The sequence below is a fragment of the Arthrobacter sp. 9V genome, assembly GCF_902506065.1.
In the GTDB taxonomy this organism is placed as follows: domain Bacteria; phylum Actinomycetota; class Actinomycetes; order Actinomycetales; family Micrococcaceae; genus Arthrobacter.
Window position 1 is genome coordinate 2,359,639 of sequence record NZ_LR732912.1, and the last position, 26,145, is coordinate 2,385,783.

The window sequence follows — 26,145 nt, forward strand, 5'->3', positions numbered from 1 at the left end:
GATCTTCAGGGTTTGAGGCTGGCAAATTGGGGCGGGGTACGACGTGTGAGGAACGACGGCGGCGCTGTCCTGCGCTCTTTGGCGTCGCTGGCGGTGCGAAGAACCTGTAAAGACCCTCCGATTGCTGCTGCGAGCGAACCGTGCGAGGACAGGACAACGCTGATGGGTTGCAGTTCACGATTGAATGCGGCGGCATTAACCGTCGCTGAGATGTGGTCCCTCAACAGCGTTCCCGCTGTAGAGAACGCGGGCCCTGCCAACACCACGGTGCTGAGATCGAAAAGGTTCACCAAGGTCACGGCGGCCTGCCCGAGACCGCGTGCTGCGTCCTCCAAAAGGTGGCGGGCGGCAAGGTCACCTTCCACTGCTGCTGAGGAGATCCGGTTGAAATCATTGAGCGTTTCCGCTGGATTGTCCTTGAGTCCCAACCGCCGGCGAAGGGGAAGATCCCGGACTGCGCGGGCTACCACTGCAGCTGTACCGCAAAGGTTTTCCACGCAGCCCCTGTTGCCGCATTCGCACGGCGGGCCGGATACATCCAGGGTTATGTGTCCGAGTTCAACCGTGTTGGAGCCTCCGCCGCGGTAAACCTCCCTGTTCACGACGGCTCCGCCGCCCAATCCGCTCGCCATGTAGATCACCCCAAAAGATTCTGCGGAGACGTCCCCCAGCCACTGCTCGCCCATGGCCGCGGCCGTGGCGTCGTTTTCGAGGATGACCGGCAATCCGGTCAGCCTGGAAAGTGTGGAAACCAGCGGAAAGCCGTACCACTGGAGAGTGGGCCGGGGTGCAAGGAGAGTTCCGTCCACACGGTTTTGTGGTCCGTGCGTCACCAGGCTGATTCCAAGAACGCTCTCGAACGGCACTTTCTCGGCCTCCAGCAGGTGGTGAATGCGGGACGCGAGAATCTCCAGCATTTCCCCGGGGGCATGGCTACCCGAGCCTTGCAAGGTTTTCTGTGCCACCAAGCGCCCGGTGAAGTCCGCCAGCACCACGGAGCTGGTGCATCGGTCCATCTGGACTCCCACCGCGTAGTGGGCCTGTGCACGGAGACGGAGGAGACGCCGGGGTTGCCCGCCGGTTGAGCGCGCCTGCCCGGCTTCCTGCACCAGACCGTCGTCGAGCAGTTCCCGGATCACATTGGTGATGGTTCCCGGCGTGAGGCCGGCAGCTCCAACCAATTCAACCCTGCTCACAGTTCCGCGGGTGCGCATGATGTCCAAAAGCCGGGCCTTCGTTGTTGGCGCCGGCGGTGGATGCGTGCTGATGGTGGTCATCCTTTTCCATTTCACTCGGGTCAGAGGTTCAGTTCCATAATAACTTGACTCACTTAATTTAATCACCTAACTTTTTCATAGGCCGTGATCCACGGCACACAAAACCCCAGCCGGTCACAGCGGTCCGGCTAGATGAAAGGGACCAGAGATGCTCCTCACCTCTCGAAACCGGGCTGTCAGCTTCCGGCGCAGCACCCTCGCTTTGGCCGTCGGCGCAACGGCACTGGGCCTCCTCCTCAGTGGTTGCTCAGGCGGCGGAAACTCTGCGGCAAACGACTCAACGCTGATCGCCTACACCGGCCAGGCCGGCGATTACCAAATCAACTTCAACCCCTTCTCCCCCTCGCAGGTTGCCGGGCCGGGCGCGATCTTCGAACCGCTCTTCTACCAGAACAAGGCCTCGGCAGATGCCAAGCCCGAGCCCCTGCTGGGGACGGAATTCGCGTGGAACGCGGCCGGAACGCAGTTGTCCGTGACACTTAGGGAGGGCGTGAAGTGGAGCGACGGCGAAGCTTTCACAGCAGATGACGTAGCCTTCACGTTCAATCTCCTCAAGCAGCATCCGGCCCTGAACAGCCTGGGCTTCAAGGGCACCGTGAACGTGGTGGACCAGAATCACATCACGTTCGTTTGGGACACTCCGGCCTTCGTCACAGGACCGGACATCCTCACCCAGGCCGTGATCGTCCCCGAACACATCTGGTCCAAGATCAACCCTGAAACCGACGTCGTGGAAAAGCCTGTGGGAACCGGCGCCTACCAACTGGCCGATTTCAAGCCGCAAGCATTCACCCTCAAAGCCAACCCCACCTACTGGGGCGGCGAACCCGCGGTCAAGAACGTCCGGTACATTGCCTTGTCGGGCAACACCGCCGGCGCCGACGCCATTGCCTCGGGCACCATCGACTGGCAGACGGGTCCTGTTCCGGACATTCAAAACGTGTCCAAGAACTTCCCCAAGTATGAAAAGCAGACAGTGGCCCAGAGCCAGCAGGTCCTTGCCGCCTGCGCAAACGTCCAGCTGGGCTGCTCGGGGCCGCAGACGGATCCTGCCGTCCGCAAGGCCCTGTATCTGGCCATTGACCGAACCCAGCTCAACAAACTTGCCTACGAAGACACGGCCTCCCCCATTTCGCCGTCCTTCGCCCTGACAGACACGCAGTCCGAATGGATCTCGACGGCGGTCAAACCCGCCGTCGCGCCCGAAACGGCAGATGCCTCCTCCGCTCAAAAGACCTTGGAGAGCGCCGGTTGGGCCAAGGGCAGCGACGGAATCTATGCCAAGGACGGCCGGAAGCTGACCCTGACAGTTGAAGTGGTGACGGGCTGGACCGACTACATCACGGCGATTCAAACCATTTCAGAGCAGGCCAAGGCGGCAGGCATCGACGTTCAGGCTTCACAGTCTTCCTGGAACGAATGGACTGACAAGCGCACCAAGGGCAAGTTCCAGTTGGCCATCGACTCCCTCTACCAGGGGCCGGCCGCGGATCCGTACTACGTTTACAACTACTTCTTCTCCTCCGCCACTTCGGCCCCTGTGGGGCAGTCGGCAGGAACCAACTACTCGCGCTACTCGAACCCCACCGTTGACGCGGCCCTGGAGACAGTCAAGAATCTCCCCTTCGACAACAAGGCGGAAAGGCAGCAGCAGTTCGACGTCATCCAGTCAGCCATCGTTGAGGACATGCCCTACATCCCGGTTGTCACGGGCGGCACCACCAGCATCTGGAACAAGGCCAAGTTCAGTGGCTGGCCCAGCGAGGACAACATGTACGCGTTCCCTGCCGTGTGGTCCCGCTTGGACGCGGCGCAGGTCTTCAAGTCCCTCAAGCCTGCCGAAGGCTAAAACGTGAATTACGTCATCCGAAAACTGGGCTTCTACGCCGCTGCACTGTGGGCGGCACTGACCCTGAACTTCATCATCCCCCGGTTGCTGCCCGGCAACCCCGTGGACATCCTGCTGGCAAAGCTTCAACAGCGGGGAGGCAGCATCACCGAAGAAACCCGAAAGTCCTATGCCATCCTCCTGGGCGGCGACGACACCCAGCCCATCCTGGTGCAGTACTGGACCTACTTGGTCAACATCTTCCAAGGTGACCTCGGCGTATCCATCAGTTACTTCCCGGCCAAGGTTACCGATGTGATCGGAGCATCGATGCCCTGGACCGTGATCCTGGTGGGCGTATCCACCATCATCGCGGCCCTCCTGGGAATCCTGCTCGGAGCCTTGGTTGGCTGGAGGCCTGGCACGTGGTTGGACTCACTGGTTCCGGCAACCACTCTCCTTGCAGCTGTTCCGTACTTCTGGCTGGCACTGGTTTTGGTGTACATCCTGTCCCGTGGACTGGGACTGTTTCCGGGACAAGGTGGCTACAACGTGGTCCTGGACCCCGGCTTCAACGGACCCTTCATCCTGTCAGCAATAGAACACGCCATCCTTCCGGCGCTCACCATCGTCATCGCGTCCCTCGGTGGATGGCTGCTGGGGATGCGCAACATGATGGTCTCCACATTGTCCGAAGACTACGTCCTGACGGCCCGGGCCAAAGGACTTCCGGATCGGTGGATCCTCCGTAACTACGCTGCCCGCAACGCAGTGCTTCCGTCCGTAGCCGGATTTGCCATCTCACTGGGGTTCGTCGTCTCCGGCTCCGTGGTCACTGAACAGGTCTTTTCCTACCCCGGGATCGGATCCCGGTTGTTGGCGGCAGTAACCAACAACGATTACGCACTCATGCAAGGCGTGTTCCTCTACATCACCATCGCTGTCCTGGCAGCGAACCTCCTGGTCGACCTCCTCTACAGCCTGGTCGATCCCCGCACGCGGGCCAGGGGCTAAGGAGCAGATTCACATGACCAACATTCAATCCATGACTGGACATTCTCCGGCCAATCCCACGGAAGATCCGGCCACCATTTCTCGGGGCCGTGGCCAGCGCCCCAAGCCGGCTTGGCGCCTCATGCTCCCCACCCCCACCCCTTGGCTGATCACCGGTCTCCTACTGATCGGGTCCATCATCGTGTTCGGAGCCATAGGTCCGCTCTTGGTGGGCGACCCTGCCGCCATCAGCAATGTGGGGCTCAGCGGCCCCTCTGCCGAACACTGGCTGGGCACCACCCAAACCGGCCAGGACGTCCTCGCCCAGCTTGCCCACGCTACCCGCGGATCACTCCAGATCGGGTTCCTCGTGGGCGTCCTTGCCACGGTCTTGTCAGCCTTCTTCGGCATTTATGGCGCGTACATCGGCGGATTCGCCGATGAAGTCTTCTCGTTGCTCTCCAACGTGTTCCTGGTGATCCCCGGGCTTCCACTGGTGATCGTCATCTCCGGGTTTGTCCCCCGCGAAAGCCGGGGGTTATGGACCATTGCCGTGGTGCTGGCATTAACAAGCTGGGCAGCCTCGGCCCGTGTCCTCCGGGCGCAAACCCTGTCCGTAAGGAACAGGGATTACGTTGCAGCGTCCAGGGTGTCAGGCGAGCGCGCCTGGCGTGTGATCGCCGTCGAAATCCTGCCCAATCTCCTGCCCGTCCTGGCCTCCCAGTTTGTCTTCGCGGTGATCGCCGCAATCCTTGGCGAAGCCGGATTGTCATTCCTGGGTCTGGGGGCTTCCAGTTCATCCACGCTGGGAACCATGCTGTTCTATGCCCAGAACGGTTTCGCCCTGCCTCTGGGCGCATGGTGGTGGTTCCTGCCGCCGGGCCTGATGATCGCCTTGTTCGGCATGGGGCTCTCCCTGATCAACTTTTCCATTGACGAGATTATCAATCCCAAGCTCAAGAACGCCCGTTTGGTTCGCAAACGTGCTCGCCAAGCAGCCAGGATCCAGAAGAAAGCAGTCACATCATGAGCGCAGATCTCTCCCTGGAGCATGCGCCCGTCCCGACATCCCGAGGGCCTGTCCTGTCGGTCAAGGACTTGAGCGTGGTGTATGAAACGGAGCATCCTGTCCCGGCCGTCAAGAACGCAAACTTTGAGCTTGGCCGTGGTGAGATCCTGGGCCTTGCCGGGGAGTCCGGCTGCGGGAAAACCACCCTGGCCTATGCCATCAACCGCCTGCACCAGCCGCCGGCCCGGATTTCGTCCGGCCAGGTGACCTTCCACGACCGAGATGGCCGGGACATCGATCTCCTGGCTTTGGAGGACGAAGCACTCCGCCGTTTCCGGTGGTCCAAGCTGTCCATGGTTTTCCAAGGCGCCATGAATGCCCTGAACCCCGTGCGCACTATTGGAAATCAGCTGGATGACACGTTGCGGGCGCACAAGCCAAACCTTAGGAAGGCGGCGCGCCAGGACCGGTGCGCAGAGGTTCTCACCTTGGTGGGCGTGGACCCCAAGCGTTTGCGTTCATATCCGCATGAGTTGTCCGGTGGAATGCGCCAACGGGTGATGATTGCCATGGCCATGCTGCTGGAACCACAGGTGATGATCATGGATGAACCCACCACGGCTTTGGACGTAGTGGTTCAGCGGGACATACTCCGGGAAATCGTGAGGTTGAAGGAAGAACTGAACTTTGCCGTCATCTTCATCACTCATGACCTCCCGTTGCTCTTGGAGATCAGCGACCGCATCGCTGTGATGCTTCGCGGCGAAATTGTGGAACTGGACACCGCCGAGGCCCTTTACCGTTCCGCATCGCACCCCTATACCCGCAAACTGCTCGCTTCATTTCCCAGCCTCAGCGGTGGCAGAGGGGCGTTCATCCGTTCGGGCGAGGAGTCCGACTTTGACAGGGACAACAACTTTGAGGAGCAGTCATGACGTCTGTCTCGGTGACCAACCTGACCAAGGACTACGCCCTGCGGGACGGAATCCGACGGCGGAACCTGCGGGCGGTGGATCGCGTCAGCTTCGATTTGCTACCGGGCAAAACGGTGGCGCTCGTGGGCGAATCAGGATCAGGTAAGTCAACAATCGCCAAGCTGCTGACAAGAATGGAGAAACCTACCTCCGGCACTATCTCCGTTCAGCTGGATGACAAGACGCCCGTGCTGGGATCTGTTTACCGCCGGCACGTCCAGATGGTGTTCCAGGACCCGTTTGCGTCATTAAACCCGTTCCATTCCATTGAGCACCATATTGCCCGCCCCCTGAAAATCCACGGAAGGACGCGGACTGCGGCCGAAACGCATCACCGCGTTCTGGAAATGCTTGAACGCGTTAATCTGACGCCTGCGGAGGTCATCGCAGCCAAGCGACCCCACGAACTTTCGGGAGGACAACGTCAGCGCGTTGCCATTGCCCGGGCGCTGGCCCCGGGTGCCCAAGTCCTGATTGCCGATGAGCCGGTTTCCATGCTGGATGTGTCCATCCGTTTGGGCGTGCTGAATCTGCTGGGCAGGCTGCAGCGGGAGGACAATCTTGCCGTTCTCTACATCACCCATGACCTCGCCACTGCACGGCACTTCTCCGACGAAATCCTGGTCCTGTACCGGGGCCGGATAGTGGAGCGCGGGCCGGCGGATGACGTCATCCTCAACCCGCAACACCCCTATACCCGGCTCCTGGCCCAGGCCGCCCCTGATCCGGAACGGCTCGGAAAGGTGGCCGCCAGTGAGCTTCCCCCGGATCGTGACGCCATAGACAACACTGTGTGCTTCAACCACTTCAGCAAACGGTGGGTGCACATGGATGAAATCAGCGCAGACCTTACAACTCTCGAAAACCGCTAGGACACATAATGATCTCCACGCCCTTGAACGCAGGTTGGACCGTTTCTCCCGTCGCAGGTCCGGTACCCGCCAACATTCCGGCAGGTATCCCGGCCGAAGTGCCTGGTTCAGCACACACTGACCTGCTTCGGGCAGGACTCATCCCGGATCCCTACTTGGATGACAACGAAAAGAAGCTGCAGTGGATGCACCATGTGGACTGGCGCTACGAACTCCCGCTGACGCTTCCTGTACCGGACGCTGAGGAGCGCGTTGATCTGGTCTTCGATGGTCTGGACACCGTCAGCAGCATTGCTCTGGGAACGCAGGAGCTGGGCCGCACGGCCAACATGCACCGCTCCTACAGGTTCAACACCCGCGCGGCCGCTGGCGGCATCCTCCTTGATGGTAGTCAGCAAACACTGGCGGTTACCCTGCGGTCAGCAACTGCCTACGCGGAGGAACTCCGATCCAGCCTGGGTGACCGGCCCAGCGCCTACCACCCGGTTCCCTTCAACTTCGTCAGGAAAATGGCGTGCAGCTTCGGATGGGACTGGGGCCCGGACCTGAGGACAGCGGGGCTGTGGAAGGAAGCCAGGATTGAGCGGTGGTCCATGGCGCGCCTCGCCCACGTCACTCCCTTGGTGACTGTCAGCGCGGACGGCACGGGACACGTGGAGCTGCGGGTTTCCGTTGAACGCTCGGGCTTGGGCCAGGCGGGCGAACTCACGCTGACGGCCAGTGTGCTGGGGCAGACAGTTACAGCTCACCTCTCCGCTGACAGTCAGTCAACAGTCATCACCCTGGACGTGCCGGACGCCCCGCTCTGGTGGCCTGCAGGTTACGGTGAGCAGCCACTGACGTCCCTGCAACTCAACTTGCAAGGACCCGACGGCCAGGATCTGGATGCCTGGGAACGGCGGATTGGTTTCCGCACCGTGCAGGTGGACACCAGCGAGGATGGGAACGGCACAGCGTTCACGCTCCTGGTCAACGGCACGGCAGTCTTTGTCAAGGGCGCCAACTGGATTCCGGATGACCATTTGCTGACACGGATCACCCGTGACCGGATCAATCGCCGGCTGGATCAGGCCCTCGGGGCCAACATGAACCTTCTGCGTGTATGGGGCGGAGGGATCTATGAAACCGAGGACTTCTACTCGGCTTGTGATGAGCGCGGAATCCTGGTGTGGCAGGACTTCCTGCTCGCCTGCGCCGCCTACCCGGAGGAGTCACCACTCTGGGAGGAGATCGAGGCTGAGGCCCGCGAAAACGTAGTGCGGCTTGCACCGCACCCTTCCCTGGTGATCTGGAATGGCGGGAACGAAAACGTGTGGGGACACGAGGACTGGGGTTGGAAGGAAGAACTGGGAGGTGCCAGCTGGGGAGACCGCTACGCCCACGAACTCCTGGGCGCCATTGTGGCCGAACTCGATCCCACACGCCCCTACTGCGATAACAGCCCCTACTCCCCCGGGCGGAAGCCGGAGGACATTCACCCGAACAACCCGGACCACGGAACACATCACCAATGGGAAGTCTGGAACAGGATCGACTACTCCGAATACCGAAGCGAAGTGCCCAGGTTCTGTTCGGAATTCGGTTTCCAAGGTCCGCCAACCTGGCGGACGCTAAGCGACTTTGTGCACGCGAACGACGGCGGACCGCTGGCTGACGCTGTCAGCCCCAAGGAAGACCCCGTCTTCCTGGTGCACCAAAAAGCCGACGACGGCAACGGCAAGCTCGACCGCGGCCTTGCCCCGCATGTTGGTATCCCGGTTGACTTCGAGGACTGGCACTGGGCTACACAGCTCAACCAGGCCCGTGCCGTGCGCTACGCAATTGAGCACTACCGCTCCTGGTGGCCGCGCACTGCCGGCTCCATCGTCTGGCAGCTCAATGACTGCTGGCCCGTGACATCGTGGGCAGCAGTGGACTCCGAGGAACGGCCCAAGCCGCTCTGGCACGCGCTTCGCCTGGCCTACGCTCCGCGGATCATTTCCCTTGGAGAACGCGATGGGCAGCTGTCGGTGTCATTGGTCAATGACTCGGACCAGCCGTGGGCCGGAACGGCTACTTTCTCCCTGCAGACCCTTGATGGCGATGTCCGGAGCCACCACCAAGAACAGGTTGAGGTCCCGTCCCGTAGTGTTCTCACCCTGCCGGTGAAGCCGGAACTCCGTACCCCGCAGGACCTGTCCACTGAAGCCCTTGTTGTCAGTATGGGGCCCGCGCGGGCAGTGCACACTTTTGTGGAAGACATCGATCTGCGACTCAGCCCTTACCCGCTGGAGTCTTCAGCCAAGGCCGTGGACGGTGGTTATGAGGTCACCGTGAAGGCGCTCTCGCTGGCCCGTGACATCACCCTTCAGATTGACCGGGTGGATCCAGCCGCCAGTGTCGATCACGCCTTGGTCACCTTGCCTGCAGGCACGGAGTGGACCTTCACCATAACGTCCGCCGAAGGCCTGGATCCTGCAGAGTTCATCAGTCCTGTGGTACTCAGGACGGCCAATGACCTGCGGGCCGTACCCACCCAGGCCCTCGCCTCAACTGTTTCAACAAGCGCATAGAGGACCACCATGACACATTCCTTTAGTGCAGAACTCACCACGGGCTTCAGTAACCGGACAATCAGCTCCGGCTGGCACATGCGGCTTGTTGAGGGACCGGCACCCCGCAGGGTTTCGGGCCAATTGATCCCCGCGTCGCGGCCGGGAGCCATCACCCAGGACCTCACATCGCTTGGTCTACTGCCTCATTCCGCAGAGTGGGTGGCGCAGTGTGGATGGGAATACAGCGTGGACTTCCCCTGGCGTTCGTCAGGGGAAGGACGCACGAAGTTGATCTTCCGCGGCCTTGCCCCAACTGCCAGGGCAAGTATTAACGGGCATGCCCTGCGGCCTGGCGCTGGTCCGGAATCAGCGTTCCACGACGTTGATGCCTTGCTCCTGAACGGCATCAATACCCTCAAGATTATGCTCACTCCGGGCGCTCCACCCACGCCGGTGGCTACGGACCCCTTCATCAGCTGACGAAAGCAACTCCTGTGATCACTCCTTCCACCGTCGTCGCCATTGACGGCGGCCAGTCTTCCATCCGTGCCAGGCTCCTGGCCGGGACAAGCACCGAGCTGGAGCGGGAATTTCCTCCTCTCCTCACCAGCGGACCGCTCATGCCCCAGCTCGAACGTGTCATCCGCTCAGTCCTCACCAATGAACCAAGGGAGAATGTGCACGTTGCTGCAGCGCTTTCCGGCCTGACGCCGGCCAATGCCGATGCCCGCGGAGTACTGCAAGCCTGCGAAGATCTGGGCGTCACGGCCATCCGTCTGGCACACGACTCCATCTCCGGCTACCTCGGTTGCCTCGGCGGGCGCGGTGGAGCAGCGCTGGCTGCCGGAACCGGCGTCGTGACCCTCGCTACCGGACCCGGCGGATATTCGCGGGTGGACGGCTGGGGGAACATCATGGGTGACGCCGGAAGCGGGTACTGGATTGGAAGGGCCGGCCTGGACGCCGCCATGCGGGCACACGACGGCCGCGGGCGTCCAACGGCGATTCTGGACATCATCCGACGAGACTTTCCTGACGTCGAAACGGCGTACATAGACATCCAGTCCAATCCCGAACGGATCTCCTTTGTTGCTTCCTACGCCCGAGCCATCATTGACCTCTCCGAACACGACGACATCTCGGCCCGGATTGTTGCTCATGCCACTGACGAGCTTGCCCTCTCCGTAGGAACCAGCCTAAGAAACACCGGGTGGGGTCCGGAGGACAAACCCGCGATCAGTTGGGTGGGAAAGATTCTGTCAAACCCCAGGGTTGCCTTACCGCTCAAGCACAAACTCGAACACGCGTGGCCATATGCGGAAATACTCACACCCTTGGGCGGCCCCTTGGATGGTGTGGCCCAGCTCGCCGTCCTTGCGCCGGACCACCCGCTCCATCCACAGCTCTATTCCGCGTCACTACATGGCTTGTCCTAGCCGAACCGCCTTCCACCATGCCACCGTTATCCATCAAGAAGAGTTCAGACCAGCCAGCTCCACCAGCGTGACCGCTCCGGTTCCGGCGTCGGTTCGGGTTCCGGCTCTTCACCCAAGGCCAACGCTGCCTCGACGAGGTCGTCACCCGTAAGAGTCATGACAGCCTCCCGATCGAGTGCGTCCAGACTCTGTTCCTCGTCGAGCGAGAGCCGGAGGGCCTGCCTGTTGAGCGCCTGCTCAAACAACGTTCGGGCGAAACGGGCATTACCGGAATCCTCTCCAGCGTGAAGGCCGGCAAGGATTCGTCGCAGCATCTGGTCCGCGCCAGATTCCAGGGTGTACTCATGCTGGGCCAGCATGCGGTGGAAAATCGTCTGGAGTTCCTCAACCGAGTAGTCCGGGAACGTGATCTCACGGGCGAACCGGGAGCGGAGCCCGGGGTTGGAGAGGAGGAAAGCTTCCATTAACCGCGGGTACCCGGCCACAATCACCACCAGCCGGTGGCGATGGTCCTCCATCCGCTTGAGCAGGACCTCGATCGCCTCGGGCCCAAAGTCCATTCGGCCGTCCTCGGGGGCCAACGCGTAGGCCTCGTCGATGAACAAGACACCATCCAACGCGCGTCGGATTACCCGGTCTGTCTTGATAGCGGTTGCCCCGACGTACTGCCCCACCAAGCCCGAACGGTCCACCTCAACCAAGTGTCCCTTCTGCAGCAAACCCACAGCCCGGTACATCTCCGCCAAGAGCCGTGCCACCGTCGTTTTGCCCGTCCCGGGGTTTCCGAGGAACACCAGGTGCTGGGAAGTTGCAACCTCCGGCAGTCCGTGCGCCTTTCGGCGGGCTTGGACTTGAAGTAATGCGACAAGGGCCCGTACCTGTTCCTTCACGGTCCCCAGTCCCACCAACGCATCGAGCTCGGCCTGCACCTCGGACAGTGGCCGGGCGGGCCCGGGACGCGCGCCCATGACGTCGCCCATAAGATCGTCTACGCGCTCCGAACCGGACAGCTTGAGTTGATTGGCCAGATGGCCAATGGTTTCGCGCAGGTCGTCGAGCGGATTGCGGCTTGCAGCCATACATCCACTGTAATACCCGGTTTCCCGCCACGGGACAACGTCCGGTCACGCTGCCCTCGTACGGGTGGTTAGGCTGGGTGGATGGCCACAGTTATTCTCGTCCGGCACGGACGCACCACAGCCAATGCCACGGGGCTGCTCGCCGGGCGGGCCCAGGGTGTCAGCCTTGATCAAACAGGGCGTGACCAAGCAGCTGTTACAGCGGATCGCCTCGCAGCGGTGCCGTTGGCAGGGGTGGTGTCCAGTCCCCTTGAGCGTTGCCTGCAGACCGCCCAATTCATCCTCGATCGCCAAGCTGCCACGCCTTATGCCCCGGTGGATCCCGATCTCACCGAGTGTGATTACGGCCAATGGCAGGGCCGCTTGCTCAGTGACCTCGCCACAGAGGACTTGTGGCCGGTGGTGCAGTCGCAACCATCCGCCGTCGTGTTTCCCGGTGGTGAATCCATGGCCGCAATGCAGGCCCGGTCCGTGGCAGCGATTCGCCGCAACGATGCCGCCTTTGAAGCCGAGCACGGGCCAGGTGCCGTGTGGGTGGCGGTCAGTCACGGCGACGTCATCAAGGCCATCCTGGCCGACGCGCTCGGCATGCACCTTGACCTGTTCCAGCGGATCAACGTGGGCCCGGCGTCCGTTTCGATCGTGCGCTACGGGCCCGTTCGGCCGAGCGTCTACGCAACCAACACCGATGCGGGCGATCTCTCCTGGCTGTCAAACGGCATGGATGCCGGCGACGCGCCGGTGGGCGGCGGCGCAGGGCAGAAGGCGCCATGAACCTAATGTGCCTAAAATACTGACATGCCTACACGTGTTCACGAGTTTGTCTGGCCTGATCGGGTTGTAGTCGGCACTATCGGCGTTCCGGGGTCGCGGACGTTCTACCTGCAAGTGCGCGCAGGGAAGCAGATCGTGAGTATCGCCTTGGAGAAGCAGCAGTCGGCGGTGCTTGCGGAAAAGATCGATGAAATTCTTGATCAACTCATCACGGTGGACGGCAACCCGTTCAGCGTACCTACAGGGACTCCCATTGAACTTGTGGACAACGATCCCCTGGAGCCCGTTGAAGAACAGTTCCGCACCGGCGCCATGAGCCTGGGTTGGGATCCCACCACGGCTCAGGTCGTCATCGAGGCCTACCCTATCTCGGATGTCGATGCTGAAGACGACGAAACCTTTGATGAGGACGAGCCTGATGTACCCGAAATGTTGCTGGTGAGAATACCGGTGGGCACCGCCCGCGCGTTCGCCAAGCGCACCCGCGAGATCGTTGGGGCAGGTCGCCCGGCGTGCCCGCTCTGCGGTTATCCCGTGGACCCCGACGGGCACACCTGCACCATTCCCGAGGTCTGATGCCGGCGCCGGACCTCATGGCCGCCGAGCTCACGCTTACCGGCCGCATCACGACGGCTTCAAACGCTACGTTCCTGGGCAGCATCGGTGATGTTGAGGTGGTCTATAAGCCCATAGCAGGCGAAAGTCCGCTGTGGGATTTTCCGCACGGCACCCTGGCACAGCGAGAGGTGGCCGCCTACCTGGTCTCGCAGGCGTTCGGCTGGGACATCGTTCCACGCACCTGGTTGCGCGATGGTCCCTTGGGCGAAGGAATGGTGCAGCTCTGGAAGGAACAGGACCCCAGCCAACGGGCGGTCAACCTCCTGGCAACCAATGACATACCCAAAACAGGCTGGAAACGCGTTCTCGAAGGACAGGATGAGAGCGGACAGATGGTGGCCCTCGTTCACGAAGACTCGCCGGCGCTTAGGCGCATGGCCGTCTTCGACACAGTGGTCAACAACGCCGACCGCAAAGGCGACCACATTCTCGCCATGACCGACGGGCACCGGCACGGAGTGGACCATGGACTGACATTCCACCAAGACCACAAGCTGCGCACCGTGCTGTGGGGTTGGCTGGGTGACCCTCTCAGCGCCGGGGAACTCGAAGGCATCGGCCGTGTTAACGACGGGCTCCAGGGTGAGCTGGGCCAGGACTTGGCCGCGTTGCTTACTGCCGAAGAAATAGCTTCGCTCGCCGTCCGATGTGAACGATTGCGCTTGGCGGGGCGCTTTCCGGCTCCGAGCGGTGAGATGTCGGCGGTTCCCTGGCCGCTCTTCTAGATAATCAGGGGTCCACGGATGACGGGCTACCGGTCCCCCGGAAAGCCGCCTGCCGTCGTCGTACTTTAAGCAACGCACGACGACGGCGGCGGCTTATGGGCTCAGCATCAGGCCGGTAACTGGCTGGCTACCCGGGGCGCCTCCGGTGCCGGCAAACCCTCTCCAGCCTGGCCATATAGCCAGTCGTTGTACTGGAAGTCGTTGTCTTTGCGGCTCTTGAACAGCAGGTTGCGCAGGGTTCGGGCGAGGCCGGAAACGTGCCAGGATTCGCCCCATACGCGGGCGGTGCGCTGAACACGGGCAGTCCTGGTGGCTCGGGCGGAGTTGAAAGCGGCAATCGCGTCATCCCACGCGGCCGGATCAACGCCGTCGGTTGTGAACACCGTGCCTGCAGTGACATCCTGCAGCACGGCGGCGTCCTCGAGGGCCTGGCAGGCGCCCTGCGCGAGGTACTGGAGCATGGGGTGGGCGGCGTCGCCCATCAGGACCATGCGGCCGGCAATCCAGTTTTCAATAGGGTCGCGGTCGTACATGGGCCAGCGGATCCCGGTGCCTAGGTTCGCCAGTGCAGCCTGCACTGCCGGGACGCAGTCCTTGTAGGCTGCCTGCAGCTCGTCCACTCCGCCGTATTGCTCTTCCCCGCGTTCAAAGGACGGCGACTTGAATACGGCCACGGTGTTCAGCAGTTCACCCTTGCGCAGCGGGTACTGCACCAGGTGGCAGTCCGGTCCGAGGTAGACCACCACGTCTTCGAGGTCCGTGGCAGGGGTTTCCGACGTGATCGGGACAGTTCCCCGGTAGGCGACGTAGGCCGAGGAAACGGGTTCATCCGAGGCCACCAGCGGCCGGAGGGTGGATTTGAGTCCGTCGGCACCGATCACTACGTCCGCTTCGTAATCCACGCCTGCTTCCGTGTGCGCCACTGCCCTGCCGTTCACGGTATCCACGCTGTCCACCATGACGTCGTTGATCAGGTTGACGCCCGCAGCAACACAGCCCTCAAGGAGAACCCGGTGCAGGTCGCTTCGGTGAATCACCACGTAAGGTGCGCCGTAGCGTTCCTCAAATTCACCACTGAGTGACTGCCGCGTGAGCTCCTCCCCGGTGACGGCGTCACGGAACACCAGGTGCTTGGGCTGGACACCGATTTCCAGTGCCTTCTCCAACAGGCCCCAGCGCTTCAGGACACGTGAGGCATTCGGTGCCATCTGCAGGCCTGCACCTACCTCGCCGAACTCGGGCGCCCGCTCCACCAGGGTGACGTTGGCGCCGTTTTCGCGGAGTGCCAGGGCTCCGGCGAGCCCGGCCATGCCCCCTCCCACAACCAGGACATCAGTGGAATTGGGGTACTCAGACATTTCTTGCTCCTTGCGGGTTTTTCGAGGTGATTTTGATTCCGACGCCGGCCAGCAGGACCGCTGCGATGGCTGCGGCACCGGCGAATGCGAGGAAGTTGGAGTTAACGCCCATCCCGGCAGCCAGAAGGAGGCCGCCCACCTGCGGTGCTATGACGGCGCCGATGCGGCCGGTGCCCAACGCCCAGCCGAGCGCAGTTCCCCGCAAATGGTCCGGATAGTGGCTGGCCACAGCGGCGATGATGAGGCACTGGGTGCCGTGGGTTCCGACCCCGGCAAGCACCAGCGCAAGATAGACCACAGCTACGGGCGGGCTGACCAAGAGGGCTGAGAGTCCGACGGCGGCGACGGCGGCTGCCGCTATCGCCGTCGGAATCGGACCAAACCGCGTCCCCGCCCAGGCCGTGATGACGGAACCTGCTACGGCGCCGAGGTTCAGTGCCAGCGCAAAGGTCAGCGCCGACCCCAGGTTGTATCCGGCCAGCTGCATCAGGTTGGGCAGCCACGTGCCCAGGCCATACCAGGCGAACAGGGTGGCTATGGTGGCGAGGGCAAAGAGTATGCTGACGCCCAAGTACGGCGCGCGGAGCAGTGATCCGAATCCGGCGGAGCCTTTGGACTTCCGGCCTTTCGCCGTCCCAGGCGCCAACGTCTCGGGGATGAATCGGAAGCCCAGGGGCACCACGATCACCAGCGCCAGCACGGCTACCAGGAACATGGCCTGCCAGCCGAAAGCGGGAATCAGGGGAATGCCCACCAACGCCGCGAGGGATCCGCCGATCGGGACACCGGACATCATGAGCGTGGCAATACTGGAGCGCCATTTTGCCGGGACCAGCTCGGCAACCAGGGCATTGGCAGAGGGCACCAGCCCGCCCAGCCCAATGCCAGCGAGCAATCGCAAGCCGCCAAAGACGGCAGCGTTGGGCGCAAAGGCGCACAGGATGGTGAAGATGGAGAAGACGATCGCGCATCCGAGGATGGTCTTGCGCCGCCCCCAGGAGTCGGCCATGCGGCCGGCGAAGATCGCGCCGATCATCATCCCAAGAAATGCCATGGAACCGATGGTCCCGGCCGTGGCCTTGGTCAGACCCCACCCTGTCCCGGAAATCAGGGAGGACTGGACCGTGCCGTAAACAATGAGGTCGTAGCCGTCGAAGACCACCAGCAGCCAGCAGACCAAGACAGCCAGAGCCGAACCTTTGGAGAATCGCGGAACGCCTTCAGTGGTGGGAACGTCAGCGGCGACAGTTCCGGATGATGGCCCTTGCGACGCTGCAGCGGGAAGTGTGTGATTCATCCCACCACTGTCAGGCGGTCGGGGCACCCATGGCCATACAATTCTGTTGTGCAGAACACTCCCACCTCGCAGCCGAGCCGAAAGCCGGCTCAGAACCGTAAACCGGTTCAGAAGCGCCCCACCTACTCCATCGAGGCGGTGGACAATGCCTTGCAGCTCCTACAACTCCTCCGTGACGGTGGCGCTCTCCGCCTCAAGGACGCAGCCGCGGAACTGGGTGTTGCTCCTTCCACCGCACACCGGCTTATGGCGATGCTTGTTTACCGGGGCTTCGCCGTCCAGGACGAAAACCGCCGCTACGTTCCCGGACCGGCCATGGGCGTCGGTCCGGCGGGACTGAGTTGGACGAGGCTGCTCCGGGACCTGGCGCAGCCACATATGGAGCTCTTGTCTTCGCAACTGGATGAGACCGTCAACCTGATGGTCCGCGTGGGCACAAAAGTCCGTTTCCTGGCCACAGTGGAAGGCAGCAACGTCCTGCGCATCGGCGACCGGCAAGGCACTGTGATGCCGGCCGATAAAACTTCCGGCGGCAAGGTCATGTTGTCAGAACTGGAACCGGCAATGATTGATCAACTGTTCCGCAGCCACAACGCCGAAATAGGCGGCGACACCATCCCCGACGCCGAGTATCCGGCGTTTCTGCGCGAGCTGGACAGCATCCGCGGCAACGGCTTCGCGGCCAACTTCGAGGGCACGGAGGAAGGCGTCAGCGCCCTCGGCATGGCGCTCCACAACCGGCATGGTCACGTAGTTGGCGCTCTCAGCGTCGCCACCCCTGCCACACGATTCCGGAAAGTGTTCGATGCCGGATTGGTTGCCGCCTTGCGCGAAACCTGTCGCCAGTTGGAAATCGACATCGCAGCAAACCCCGCCGCGGGTGCAGACTAGAAGGCCCCGCAACGCACCTCTTCCTTGCATTGTGAGGCCCACTCTGCGCCCCAGACGCGTGATTTAGCGCGCAAACCAGGCCCCGCAACGCACCTCATCCTTGCGTTGTGAGGCCCACTCTGCGCCCCAGACGCGCGATTTAGCACGCAAACCAGGCCCCGCAACGCAAGGGAAGTTCTGCATGACAGAATTTCCTCGGACAGCCAGTGGTCCGTCCGTAGGGTCGAACTACGCCAAGAGAACTAACCGGACCCTAATCGAGGAGGCCCCGTGTCCATCAGCGCCGAGAACACGACACATGAATCAGTGGCCGCCAGCCACGCTTTGCCGGAGCCCACTCCGGAAGAAGCAGCTCAACTTGAGCAGCTCTACAAGGATTTCGCGGCGGGGAACATGGTTCCGTTGTGGACGGAGATCGGCGATTTGATGCCAATGGTCCCTACTCCGAAAGCAGTCCCGCATGTGTGGCGTTGGAACGATTTGTATCCGCTGGCCGCCCGGGCCGGGGATCTGGTTCCGGTGGGTCGGGGTGGTGAGCGGCGGGCCATAGCCCTCGCGAACCCCGGCCTCGCTGGCACTCCCTATGCAACGCCAACGTTGTGGGCTGCCATCCAATACCTCGGCGCCCACGAGGTTGCCCCGGAACACCGCCACTCGCAGAATGCGTTCCGGTTCGTGGTCGAAGGCGAAGGAGTCTGGACCGTGGTGAATGGTGACCCCGTGGCGATGCGCCGCGGTGACTTCCTCCTCACCCCCGGCTGGAACTTCCACGGACACCACAACGACACCGATCAGCCAATGGCCTGGATAGACGGACTGGACATCCCGTTCGTGCACTACGCCGACGCCGGGTTCTTCGAGTTCGGCACCGAACGGGTCACCGACGAAGCCACCCCGGATATCTCCCGCTCCGAACGGCTCTGGGCCCACCCCGGACTGCGGCCCCTCTCCGGGCTGGATGACACCACCAACTCCCCCATCGCCGCGTACCGCTGGGAACACACCGACGCCGCCCTTCGTGAACAGTTGCTGCTGGAGGACGAAGGCCACCCGGCCACAGTGTCCCAGGGCCATGCGGCCATCCGGTACTCGAATCCCACCACGGGCGGGGACGTCATGCCCACCATCCGGGCCGAGTTCCACCGACTCCGCGCCGGCGCCACTACCGAGCCCCTCCGTGAGGTGGGTTCCAGTGTCTGGCAGGTCTTCGAAGGCACCGGCACCGTGACCCTGAACGGTGACGCCAAAAAGCTGTCCAAGGGCGACCTGTTCGTGGTCCCGTCCTGGCAGGAATGGTCCCTGACGGCCGACAACGAGCAGGCAGGATTCGACCTGTTCCGTTTCAGCGACGCCCCCATCTTCGAACGCCTCAACTTCAACCGCAGCTACACCGAAGGACGCAAGTAAATGAGACTCCTCACCCTCCGCACCGAAACCGCCACAGGCAAAGGCACCGTCGCCGTCCGCCAGGACGGAAACACCCTCACCGAAATCGACGGGTTCGCCGATGTCGGCGCGCTGCTGGCCCACCCTGCGTGGGAAACCACTGCTGCGGCGGCCAAAGGCGCAACGCACGCGCTCGACGGCGCCGACCTCGCCGCCGTCGTGCCCGCGCCGGGCAAGATCATCTGCGTGGGCCACAACTACCGCAACCACATCAAGGAAATGGGCCGGGACATTCCCGAGCACCCCACCCTGTTCGCGAAGTACACCGAATCGCTGATTGGCCCGAACGATGACCTGGCGTTGCCGCAGGAATCGGACACCGTGGATTGGGAAGCCGAACTAGCCGTGATCATCGGCCAGAAGGGCCGCCGCATCGCCGAGGCCGACGCCGCAGAGCACATCGCCGGTTACGCGGTCCTGAACGACGTCAGCATGCGCGACTACCAGTTCCGCACCATCCAGTGGCTCCAAGGCAAGACCTGGGAGAACTCCACCCCGTTCGGCCCGGCCCTGGTCACCAAGGAAGAATTCACCGCCGGCCCGCTCATGACCTCGGCCGTGGACGGCGAGATCCAGCAGTCCACCCCCACCGGCGACCTCGTCTTCACCCCCGAATTCCTGGTCTCCTACATCTCCACCATCATCACGCTGAACCCCGGAGATGTGATCGCCACCGGCACCCCCGGCGGTGTGGGCCACGCCCAGGACCCCAAGCGGTACCTGCAGGAAGGCCAGGTCCTGGTCACCACCATCGAGGGGCTGGGCCAACTGAACAACCGCGTGGTCAAGGAAGCCTGATGGCAGCCCGCCACGACCTCGCCACCGATCCGGGCCTGCAGGAAGAACTCCTCCAGGCCCGGCGGGGCACCGCGTTCTTCGCCCGCAAACTCAACGAACTCGCCGACGCAGAGCTCGACGGCGGGACGCTCCTGCCGGACTGGACGCGCCGTCACGTCGTGGCGCACGTTGGGTACAACGCCCGCGCGATTGCCCGCCTGGTTGAATGGGCGGCCACCGGAGTGGAAACACCCATGTACCCCTCACCCGAAGCGCGGAACCACGAAATCAACTTCGGCGCCACACTTTCCCCCATCGCCTTGCGGAACCTGTTCGACCATTCCGCGGTCCACCTGTCCGTTGAATGGCGCGACCTCCCGGACGCGAGCTGGGCCAACGAAGTCCGGACGGCCCAAGGCCGCACAGTCCCCGCGTCCGAAACCGTGTGGATGCGCACCCGCGAAGTCTGGATCCACGCAGTGGACCTGAACAACGGCGCCACCTTCAACGACGTCCCCCCAGCTGTACTGGAGCGACTCTTGGGCGACATCACAGGGGCGTGGAAAACCCGCGGCACCGACACCGGACTCCTCGTCAAAGTCACGGGCACAGACCTCGCGTTCGGCGACACGAGCGCAACGAACCCGACGATCATCAGCGGACCCCTGGCAGCCGTCGTCGAATGGGCCACCGGCCGCGGCACCAACAGCGTCACAACCCACGGAACCCTCGCCAACGGGACTACGCCCGCCGCACCGAACTGGATCTAGATACCCGACCGCGATTGTCACTGCGTCCGGTACAGGAACGCTGGACGCATCTACGTTGATCTATACCGCAGCCGCAGACCTTTGATATATTAGTTAAGTATTAGATGTCTACGAACGACTCTTGACTCAACGAGGAGTACAAAGCATGCAGCAATTCGCGCATCGACTCGACCGGCTCGGCACCGAAACCGCCTTTAGCGTCGCCCAGGCTGCGGCGGCCTGGAAGGCGAAAGGGAATCTGGTTTTTCCTTTCCACCTTGGTGACATCAACATCCCCACCGCCCCTCACATTGTCGAAGCGATGACCAAGGCAATCGCTGACGGATACACGGGCTACTGCCCTGGTCCCGGCATCCCCCAGCTGCGCGAAGCCCTCGCCGAGGACATCGGATCACGCCGTGGCATCAGCCTGTCCCCGGATAACGTGGTGGTGATGACAGGCGGCAAACCGGTCATCACCAAGTTCCTGCAAACAGTGATGAATCCCGGGCAGGAAGTGTTGTACCCGAACCCGGGCTTCCCCATCTACGAATCGCAGATCGAATACCTCGGAGGCACAGCAGTACCGTACCGCTACCTCCCCACCAGCCAGGGCTTCTCGATTGACCTCGATCAGGTACGCGCTTCCATCACCCCGAACACCGTGGCGATCATCTACAACGACCTGCAGAACCCGATTTCCGCTGAGTCCACCGCAGCTGAGCGCGAGGCAATCGCCCGGATCGCCCAGGAGCACAATCTCTGGGTACTGTCCGACGAGGCCTACTTCGAGACCCGCTACGAAGGCGTCTCCAGCTCCATTGCCTCCATCCCTGAAATGGCTGAACGCACCGTCATTCTCTACACGTTCAGCAAGAAGTTCGCCATGACAGGCTCACGCCTCGGCTGCGCTGTAGCGCCCCTCGAGATCGCTAAAGTACTCAGCACCCTGAACACCAACGATGAGTCATGCACCACGCACTACGTTCAGTGGGCAGGCATTGCAGCGCTCCGCGGAACGCAGGAACCCGTCCAGCAAATGCTCGACATCCTGCGTGAGCGCCGGGATGCCGCCTGCGAACTCGTCAACTCCGTTCCCGGGATGCACGTGGCTGTGCCCCAATCGACGTTCTATCTCTTCCCGGACGTTACTGACGTCATGGAGAAAATGGGCTACACGGCAGTGGGCGACTTCGCCAGTGACGCCCTGTACAAGACCGGTGTTTCTTTCTGCACGCGGGAGCACTTCGGCCGGCGCCAGCCTGGCGAAGAACGGCAGTACATCCGCCTGGCCTACTCAGGCATCGACGTCGCCGACATCAAGGATGGCCTGGGCCGCCTCCGCGAATGGATCGTGAGCGCATGAGCCGGGTGGTCGTCACGGGACGCATCCCCGACGCTGCCATTGAAAAGCTCCGCGCCGAACACGACGTCGACGCCTGGGACGGTCCTGAGACCATCAGCCGCGATGAGCTCTTGCGCCGGGTCGCCGGCGCAGATGCGATCGTGTCCCTGCTCACCGAAAGGGTCGATGCAGAACTGCTCGACGCCGCCGGTCCGCAGCTCAAAGTCGTGGCGAACGTCGCCGTCGGGTATGACAACATCGACGTTCCCGCCTGCAGCGAACGGAGCATCGTGGCCACCAACACTCCCGGGGTGCTCACCGACGCCACAGCGGACATCGCCTTCGGCCTGATCCTCATGGCCACCAGGAGGCTCGGCGAGGGCGAGCGGCTTATCCGCTCCGGCCAGGCGTGGAAATGGGGAATGTACTTCCTGCTCGGGTCCAGCTTGCAAGGGAAGACCCTCGGCGTCGTAGGGATGGGCGGCATCGGCCAAGCGACCGCACGCCGCGCCAAAGCCTTCGGCATGGAGATCGTCTACCAGTCCCGCAGCGAAATCGACCCAACGATAGCCGCAGACTTGGGTGCCCGCCGGGTGGACCTCGACGAACTACTGGCCGTGTCCGACGTCGTGTCAGTTCACTGCCCCTACGGTCCCGCAACTCATCACCTGATCGGGGCCGAACAGCTCGCCGCGATGAAGAGTTCTGCTTTCCTCATCAACACCGCGCGCGGACCCATCGTGGATGAGGATGCACTGGCCACCGCCCTCCGGGAGGGTGTAATTGCCGGTGCCGGGCTCGACGTCTACGAGAAAGAACCTAGCGTCCACCCAGGACTGCTGGAGCTGGACAATGTGGCGCTCCTGCCGCACCTGGGCTCGGCCACCGTGGAGACGCGCACAGGCATGGCCATGCTCGCGGCCGATAATGCACTCGCGGTGTTGAGCGGGGAACGACCACCCGCGCCTATCGCCTAGCGGAGCGGCCGGACAAACAAGCTGACTCTGAGGGGGTGTCCGCGCTTTCCGGGCGCCCCTTCACTGCCCTCCTCAACTCCGGGCCACGGCCTGGAATCCGCAGCGACGTCGAAATGGAGTTCAGTAGGGTTAGGGTGACCCCGGAATGAGGACCACCCCCATGAACACCCCTGCCAGCAAGACTGCCGTGGATCGGCACTACGACTTGATCATCATCGGCACAGGATCCGGAAACTCCATTCCCGGGCCTGAGTTCGAGGACCAATCGATCGCGATCATTGAGGAGGCATCGTTCGGCGGGACCTGCCTGAACGTCGGCTGCATCCCGACGAAGATGTATGTGCATGCCGCCGACGTCGCGCTGCAGACCGCAGAGTCCGGGAGGCTGGGCCTGGATGCCGAGGTCAACTCCGTTGACTGGCCGGGCATGGTGTCCCGCGTCTTCGAGAACCGCGTGGACCCCATCGCCACCGCCGGTGAGGAATATCGCCGCGGACCACAGACCCCGAACATCGATGTCTACGACCAGCACGCCGTTTTCGTTGGAGAACGCACGTTGCGCACGGGCCAAGGGGTCCACCAGAGAACCATCTCCGGTGACCAGGTAGTGGTCGCCGCCGGCTCCCGTCCCGTCATACCGGAGGCCATCGCGGCCTCGGGCGTGCCGTACCACACCAACGAGGACATCATGCGGCTTCCGCAGCTACCCAAATCCTTGGTGATCATTGGCGGTGGCTACATCGCCATGGAGTTCGCCCACGTCTTTGACGCCCTCGGCACGGACGTCACCATCATTGCCCGCTCCACGCTCCTGCGGAACCTCGACGAAGACCTTCACGACCGTTTCAACGCCCTGGCTGCCGAGCGCTTCGACGTCCGGTTCGGCCGGACCACTATGGCCGCGGACCAGACGGAGGAGGGCATAACCCTCAGGCTCGACGACGGCTCCACCGCCACCGGGGAGGTACTGCTGGTAGCCGCCGGACGCATCCCCAACGGAGACCTACTGGACCTGCCCTCCGGCGGGATTGAGACGATAGGTGCCGGGCGCCTCAAGGTAGATCAGTACGGCCGGTCAACTTCGGCACCAGGGGTCTGGGCGTTGGGCGATGTCTCTTCCCCCTACATGCTCAAACACGTCGCCAACGCCGAGATGCGAGCGGTGCGCCACAACCTGCTGAACCCGGAAAAGCTGCAGAAGATGCCACATGATCACGTCCCCGCCGCGGTCTTCACCCACCCCCAGATCGCCACGGTAGGCATGACCGAGTCCCAAGCCCGCAAACATGGGCACAACGTCACTGTGAAAGTCCAGGACTACGGGGACGTCGCCTTCGGCTGGGCCATGGAAGACACCACCGGCATCTGCAAACTGATCGCCGATCAGGACACCGGTAAACTCCTCGGCGCCCACTACATGGGTCCACAAGCATCAACCCTGATCCAGCAAATGATCACCGTCCTGGCCTTCGACCTCGACGTACGCCAGTTCGCTGCCAAGCAATACTGGATTCACCCGGCACTTCCCGAAGTCACCGAGAACGCCCTGCTCGGTCTAAAGTTCAAGTAACCGGGCAGGCTTGTACCCACCAAACCTCTTAGGCCTTGACCGAGACGTACCTCACGCCTAGAGTTCTGATATATGAGTCATATGTCACATTGTGCCGATCCTGATCAGAGTCTTGTTCTTCTGGTGCCGTCAGTGCTTGCACCGAATCCGGAAGGGGATAAATCCCCATGATTCATCCAGCCAGGACGACGGACTCCGCAGAGACCTCCGTGTCAAAAGAGACCAATGCAAAGTTCAAACGCCGCTTCATGGTGCGGCTTGTCGCCGTTTTCATCGGTGGGATGTTCCTCGACGGTTACATCCTCGGAATCATAGGGCCCGTCACCGGGCCCATGCGGTCAGAGCTCCAGCTGGACGAACTATCTTTGGGGCTGATCGCCGCAGGCCCACTGGTTGGTATCTTCGTCGGCTCACCGCTGGCCGGCTGGGCAACCGACAAGTTTGGACGCAAGCCCATGTTCCTCCTGGATATGGGCCTGTTCCTGATCGCGTCAGGAGCCCAATTCTTCATAACCTCCGGAGACGGAGCCGTGATCCAGCTGGTCGCAATCCGGTTCCTGATGGGCGTCGCGATCGGCGGCGAGTACTCAATCGGCGGACCCCTCCTATCAGAGTTCTCCCCTCCAAAACTCCGTGGTCGATTGCTCGGGCTGACCCTGATCGCCTGGTATGTGGGTTTCATGATGGCATTCATCATCGGCACCCTCCTGCACGACGCCGGCACCCCATGGCGCCTCGTCATCGGCACGAGCACCATACTGGCCTTGGTCCTGTTCGTTGCCCGCTTGGGCCTCCCGGAATCTCCCAGCTGGCTCATTACGAAAGGACGGCGAAAAGAAGCACTCGCGATCGCCCACAGATACGTCGAGTCGCCCCAGATGCATGACAGCATCACCGAAGAGATTAACCTGAGGATGGTCCAGGAGTCCCAGGCCGCGCAGGGCAGAACCAAAATCAAGGCTGCTTCCATCGGAATGCTGTTCTCGAGGCAGTACTGGCGCACCACCCTCTTCACTGCAGGTTTTTGGTTCTGCGCGGTCACCCCGTACTTCGCAATCGCAACCTTCGCCGACGACGTGCTCAACCAATTCGGTTTCGGCGGCGGCTGGACCGGTGGCGTTGGACTATCCGCACTTGCAGCCGCGGGGGTCGTTACCACCGTGCTACTTATAGACAAGCTCGGCCGCCGAATCCTTACCGTGCCCGGGCAGTGGCTCTGTGCAGGCATCCTGCTGGTGATCGGAGTCTGGGCGGATGCACCGGCGATCCTCGTGCTCGTTCTATTCCTGGCTTTCTCCTTCTTCAATGCCGGCTACACCACCATGACCCAGGTCTATCCCGCAGAGGTATTCCCCGGTCACCTCCGCGGCATTGGCATGGGCTTCTCTGCCGCATTCAGCCGCATCGGAGCCGCGCTTGGCACCTTCGCCTTGCCATGGGCCATCAGCAACATCGGAATGGGTCCAAGCATGGTCGTAGCCGCAGCAGTCGCGCTCCTCGGCGCAGTCCTCTCGCAGTGGCTCGCACCCGAGACGAAGGGCCGCACCCTCGCCGAAATCTCAGCAGACTTCTCCCACTGAAGCGGCTGTACAACGGCTGCGGACTTCGTGTCAGAA

General features: G+C 62.4%; 23 protein-coding genes. 19 read left to right on the top strand and 4 right to left on the bottom strand.

Annotated elements, in window-relative coordinates:
- Nucleotides 1-5: 5 nt before the first annotated feature.
- The gene (locus BACI9J_RS11020; RefSeq protein WP_159734409.1) at nt 6-1,277 is read right to left on the bottom strand and encodes an ROK family transcriptional regulator; all 1,272 of its coding nucleotides are present in this window, start codon (nt 1,275-1,277) and stop codon (nt 6-8) included.
- A 148-nt stretch (nt 1,278-1,425) separates the two neighbouring features.
- Between BACI9J_RS11020 and BACI9J_RS11025 the strand changes: the two genes are divergently transcribed.
- From BACI9J_RS11025 to BACI9J_RS11060, 8 genes are read left to right on the top strand one after another with little or no spacing between them, the layout of a single operon-like run.
- Nucleotides 1,426-3,126: an ABC transporter substrate-binding protein gene (locus BACI9J_RS11025; RefSeq protein ID WP_159734410.1), complete on the top strand. Its 1,701-nt coding sequence runs from the start codon at nt 1,426-1,428 to the stop codon at nt 3,124-3,126.
- A 3-nt stretch (nt 3,127-3,129) separates the two neighbouring features.
- A complete protein-coding gene (locus tag BACI9J_RS11030; RefSeq protein ID WP_159734411.1) occupies nt 3,130-4,119 on the top strand; it encodes an ABC transporter permease in 990 nt (329 codons plus the stop codon).
- A 13-nt stretch (nt 4,120-4,132) separates the two neighbouring features.
- Nucleotides 4,133-5,128 carry an ABC transporter permease gene (locus tag BACI9J_RS11035; RefSeq protein WP_201296561.1) on the top strand — a complete coding sequence of 332 codons (996 nt, stop codon included), beginning with the start codon at nt 4,133-4,135 and terminating at the stop codon, nt 5,126-5,128.
- A complete protein-coding gene (locus BACI9J_RS11040) occupies nt 5,125-6,042 on the top strand; it encodes an ABC transporter ATP-binding protein (protein ID WP_159734412.1) in 918 nt (305 codons plus the stop codon). Before BACI9J_RS11035 ends, BACI9J_RS11040 begins: the two co-directional genes overlap by 4 nt.
- Nucleotides 6,039-6,953, top strand: coding sequence for an ABC transporter ATP-binding protein (locus BACI9J_RS11045; RefSeq protein WP_159734413.1), 915 nt, complete (start codon nt 6,039-6,041; stop codon nt 6,951-6,953). The genes BACI9J_RS11040 and BACI9J_RS11045 overlap by 4 nt, the downstream gene beginning before the upstream one ends.
- An 8-nt stretch (nt 6,954-6,961) precedes the next feature.
- Complete coding sequence (locus BACI9J_RS11050; RefSeq protein ID WP_159734414.1) at nt 6,962-9,505, top strand: glycoside hydrolase family 2 protein; 2,544 nt, start codon at nt 6,962-6,964, stop codon at nt 9,503-9,505.
- A gap of 9 nt (nt 9,506-9,514) precedes the next feature.
- Nucleotides 9,515-9,967: a glycosyl hydrolase 2 galactose-binding domain-containing protein gene (locus BACI9J_RS11055; RefSeq protein ID WP_159734415.1), complete on the top strand. Its 453-nt coding sequence runs from the start codon at nt 9,515-9,517 to the stop codon at nt 9,965-9,967.
- A gap of 14 nt (nt 9,968-9,981) precedes the next feature.
- Nucleotides 9,982-10,923: a BadF/BadG/BcrA/BcrD ATPase family protein gene (locus BACI9J_RS11060; RefSeq protein WP_159734416.1), complete on the top strand. Its 942-nt coding sequence runs from the start codon at nt 9,982-9,984 to the stop codon at nt 10,921-10,923.
- Between the two features lie 44 nt (nt 10,924-10,967).
- On the opposite strand, the gene BACI9J_RS11065 is transcribed toward BACI9J_RS11060, so the two are convergent.
- Nucleotides 10,968-12,002, bottom strand: coding sequence for an AAA family ATPase (locus BACI9J_RS11065; protein ID WP_159734417.1), 1,035 nt, complete (start codon nt 12,000-12,002; stop codon nt 10,968-10,970).
- Nucleotides 12,003-12,083: 81 nt separating this feature from the next.
- On the opposite strand from BACI9J_RS11065, the gene BACI9J_RS11070 reads away from it, so the two are divergent.
- Genes BACI9J_RS11070 through BACI9J_RS11080 form a run of 3 tightly spaced genes read left to right on the top strand, consistent with a single transcriptional unit; the run spans nt 12,084 to nt 14,119 of the window.
- Nucleotides 12,084-12,776, top strand: coding sequence for a histidine phosphatase family protein (locus tag BACI9J_RS11070; RefSeq protein ID WP_159734418.1), 693 nt, complete (start codon nt 12,084-12,086; stop codon nt 12,774-12,776).
- Nucleotides 12,777-12,800: 24 nt separating this feature from the next.
- Nucleotides 12,801-13,352 carry a DUF3090 domain-containing protein gene (locus BACI9J_RS11075; protein WP_159734419.1) on the top strand — a complete coding sequence of 184 codons (552 nt, stop codon included), beginning with the start codon at nt 12,801-12,803 and terminating at the stop codon, nt 13,350-13,352.
- The gene (locus tag BACI9J_RS11080; protein ID WP_159734420.1) at nt 13,352-14,119 is read left to right on the top strand and encodes an SCO1664 family protein; all 768 of its coding nucleotides are present in this window, start codon (nt 13,352-13,354) and stop codon (nt 14,117-14,119) included. The genes BACI9J_RS11075 and BACI9J_RS11080 overlap by 1 nt, the downstream gene beginning before the upstream one ends.
- Before the next feature lie 107 nt (nt 14,120-14,226).
- Here the strand turns inward: BACI9J_RS11080 and BACI9J_RS11085 are convergent, their stop codons facing one another.
- Both BACI9J_RS11085 and BACI9J_RS11090 read right to left on the bottom strand, forming a co-directional pair.
- The gene (locus BACI9J_RS11085) at nt 14,227-15,477 is read right to left on the bottom strand and encodes an FAD-dependent oxidoreductase (RefSeq protein ID WP_159734421.1); all 1,251 of its coding nucleotides are present in this window, start codon (nt 15,475-15,477) and stop codon (nt 14,227-14,229) included.
- Nucleotides 15,470-16,774: an MFS transporter gene (locus BACI9J_RS11090; RefSeq protein ID WP_159734422.1), complete on the bottom strand. Its 1,305-nt coding sequence runs from the start codon at nt 16,772-16,774 to the stop codon at nt 15,470-15,472. Before BACI9J_RS11090 ends, BACI9J_RS11085 begins: the two co-directional genes overlap by 8 nt.
- Before the next feature lie 48 nt (nt 16,775-16,822).
- Here BACI9J_RS11090 and BACI9J_RS11095 point away from each other — a divergent pair, with 48 nt between their 5' ends.
- The 8 genes from BACI9J_RS11095 to BACI9J_RS11130 all read left to right on the top strand — a co-directional run bounded on the left by BACI9J_RS11095 (nt 16,823) and on the right by BACI9J_RS11130 (nt 26,109).
- Nucleotides 16,823-17,665 carry an IclR family transcriptional regulator gene (locus tag BACI9J_RS11095; RefSeq protein ID WP_159734423.1) on the top strand — a complete coding sequence of 281 codons (843 nt, stop codon included), beginning with the start codon at nt 16,823-16,825 and terminating at the stop codon, nt 17,663-17,665.
- A gap of 270 nt (nt 17,666-17,935) precedes the next feature.
- Nucleotides 17,936-19,072, top strand: a complete 1,137-nt coding sequence (locus BACI9J_RS11100; RefSeq protein WP_159734424.1) for a cupin domain-containing protein — start codon at nt 17,936-17,938, stop codon at nt 19,070-19,072.
- Nucleotides 19,073-19,909: a fumarylacetoacetate hydrolase family protein gene (locus tag BACI9J_RS11105; protein WP_159734425.1), complete on the top strand. Its 837-nt coding sequence runs from the start codon at nt 19,073-19,075 to the stop codon at nt 19,907-19,909.
- Nucleotides 19,909-20,658, top strand: coding sequence for a maleylpyruvate isomerase family mycothiol-dependent enzyme (locus BACI9J_RS11110; protein WP_159734426.1), 750 nt, complete (start codon nt 19,909-19,911; stop codon nt 20,656-20,658). Before BACI9J_RS11105 ends, BACI9J_RS11110 begins: the two co-directional genes overlap by 1 nt.
- Nucleotides 20,659-20,803: 145 nt before the next feature.
- Nucleotides 20,804-22,003, top strand: a complete 1,200-nt coding sequence (locus tag BACI9J_RS11115) for a pyridoxal phosphate-dependent aminotransferase (protein WP_159734427.1) — start codon at nt 20,804-20,806, stop codon at nt 22,001-22,003.
- Nucleotides 22,000-22,959 carry a 2-hydroxyacid dehydrogenase gene (locus BACI9J_RS11120; protein ID WP_159734428.1) on the top strand — a complete coding sequence of 320 codons (960 nt, stop codon included), beginning with the start codon at nt 22,000-22,002 and terminating at the stop codon, nt 22,957-22,959. Before BACI9J_RS11115 ends, BACI9J_RS11120 begins: the two co-directional genes overlap by 4 nt.
- Before the next feature lie 160 nt (nt 22,960-23,119).
- Nucleotides 23,120-24,529, top strand: coding sequence for a mycothione reductase (gene mtr / locus BACI9J_RS11125; protein ID WP_159734429.1), 1,410 nt, complete (start codon nt 23,120-23,122; stop codon nt 24,527-24,529).
- A 167-nt stretch (nt 24,530-24,696) separates the two neighbouring features.
- Entirely contained in the window at nt 24,697-26,109 is a 1,413-nt protein-coding gene (locus BACI9J_RS11130; RefSeq protein WP_159734430.1) for an MFS transporter, read from the top strand.
- Nucleotides 26,110-26,145: the final 36 nt, after the last annotated feature.